The sequence below is a fragment of the Pseudomonas sp. NPDC089554 genome (assembly GCF_050280645.1).
GTDB lineage: Bacteria > Pseudomonadota > Gammaproteobacteria > Pseudomonadales > Pseudomonadaceae > Aquipseudomonas.
Map to the genome: position 1 here is coordinate 1 of NZ_JBNNVR010000198.1, position 1,705 is coordinate 1,705.

1 protein-coding gene is annotated in these 1,705 nt (G+C 66.3%); it reads right to left on the bottom strand.

Annotated elements, in window-relative coordinates; genetic code table 11:
• Positions 1–117: 117 nt before the first annotated feature.
• On the bottom strand, positions 118–1,542 hold the full coding sequence (locus tag ACQKPE_RS26500; protein ID WP_427669641.1) for a gamma-aminobutyraldehyde dehydrogenase: 1,425 nt from the start codon (positions 1,540–1,542) through the stop codon (positions 118–120).
• Positions 1,543–1,705: the final 163 nt, after the last annotated feature.

The following is a 1,705-nucleotide window of genomic DNA, read 5'->3' on the forward strand; positions in this document are numbered from 1 at the left end:
CCCTGTAGGAGCGGGCTTGCCCGCGAACCAGGGCAAAGCCCTGGCCATACACCGCAGTGGTTTCTTCGCGGGCAAGCCCGCTCCTACAGGTCCCTGCTAAAGCTCTGGGAATGACGCTCAGTGCTTGAACATCACGTGCCGAACCACGGTGTAATCCTCCAGCCCATACATCGACATGTCCTTGCCGTAGCCCGACAGCTTCACCCCACCGTGCGGCATCTCGCTCACCAGCATGAAGTGGGTGTTCACCCAGGTGCAGCCATATTGCAGGCGCGCCGCCAGGCGGTGCGCGCGCCCCACGTCCTGGGTCCACACCGACGAGGCCAGCCCGTAGTCCGAGTCGTTGGCCCAGGCCAGCGCCTGGGCCTCGTCCTCGAACTCAGTCACCGACACCACCGGCCCGAAGACCTCCCGACGTACCACCTCGTCATCCTGCCGCGCCCCGGCCAGCACTGTCGGTTCGAAAAAGAACCCCGCGCGGTCGGCACGCTTGCCGCCGGTGGTGACCTGGATATGCGGCACCTGCTGCGCTCGCTCGACAAAACCGGCCACGCGCTCCAGATGCTGCTGGGTGATCAGCGGCCCCAGCTCGGTCTCAGGGTCGTCCTGCGGGCCCAGGCGCAGGCTGGCAACCGCCGCCGTGAGTTTCTCCACGAACTGCGCATACACGCCCTTCTGCACGTACAGGCGGCAAGCCGCGGTGCAGTCCTGCCCGGCGTTGTAGAAACCGAAGGCACGAATGCCCTCCACGGCGGCATCGATATCGGCATCGTCGAAGATGATCACCGGCGCCTTGCCGCCCAGCTCCATGTGCATGCGCTTCACCGTGTCGGCAGTGCCCGCGATGATGCGGCTGCCAGTGGCCACCGAGCCTGTCAACGAGACCATGCGCACCTTGGGGTGGGTGGTCAGCGGCTCGCCGACGCTCGGGCCACGGCCGAACACCAGGTTGACCACACCCGGCGGGAAGATCCCGGCCATCAGCTCGCCCAGGCGCAGGGCCGTCAGCGGCGTCTGCTCGGAAGGCTTGAGCACCACCGTGTTACCCGCTGCCAGGGCCGGGCCGAGCTTCCATGCGGCCATCATCAGTGGGTAGTTCCACGGCGCAATCGACGCCACCACGCCCACCGGGTCACGGCGGATCATCGAGGTGTGCCCGGGCAGGTACTCGCCCGCCGCAGAACCTTGCAGCACGCGGCTGGCACCGGCGAAGAAGCGGAACACATCGGCCACCGCTGGCAGTTCGTCGTTCAGCGCGGCGCTATAGGGCTTGCCGCAGTTGTCCGATTCCAGCCGCGCCAGTTCCTCGGCATGGGCATCGATGGTATCGGCGAGTTTGAGCAGCAGCAGCGAGCGGTCCTTCGGCGCGGTTTGCGACCAGCCCTCGAACGCAGCATCGGCAGCCTGCACGGCGGCATCGACCTGGGCCGGGGTGGCCTCGGCGATGTCCACCAGCGGGGTGCCGAGTGCGGGGTTGAGCACGGCCAGCTTCTGGCCTTCGCCTGCCACCAGTTGGCCGTTTATCAGCAGATGGGTTTGCATCAAGGGCTCCTTTTTCGGTTCTTGTTCGGTCGACCGAATATAGCGCCACATTTGCTGCTTGATCGAATGAATCGGGCGCCTGTACTGACCCCTTCGCGGGCAAGCCCGCTCCTACAGGTCCGGCACAATCCCTGTAGGAGCGGGCTTGCCCGCGAAGAGGCCG

Excerpts from the sequence above, each read along its gene's own strand:
- ACQKPE_RS26500 (WP_427669641.1), bottom strand. The coding sequence starts at position 1,542 with ATGCAAACCCATCTGCTGATAAACGGCCAACTGGTGGCAGGCGAAGGC.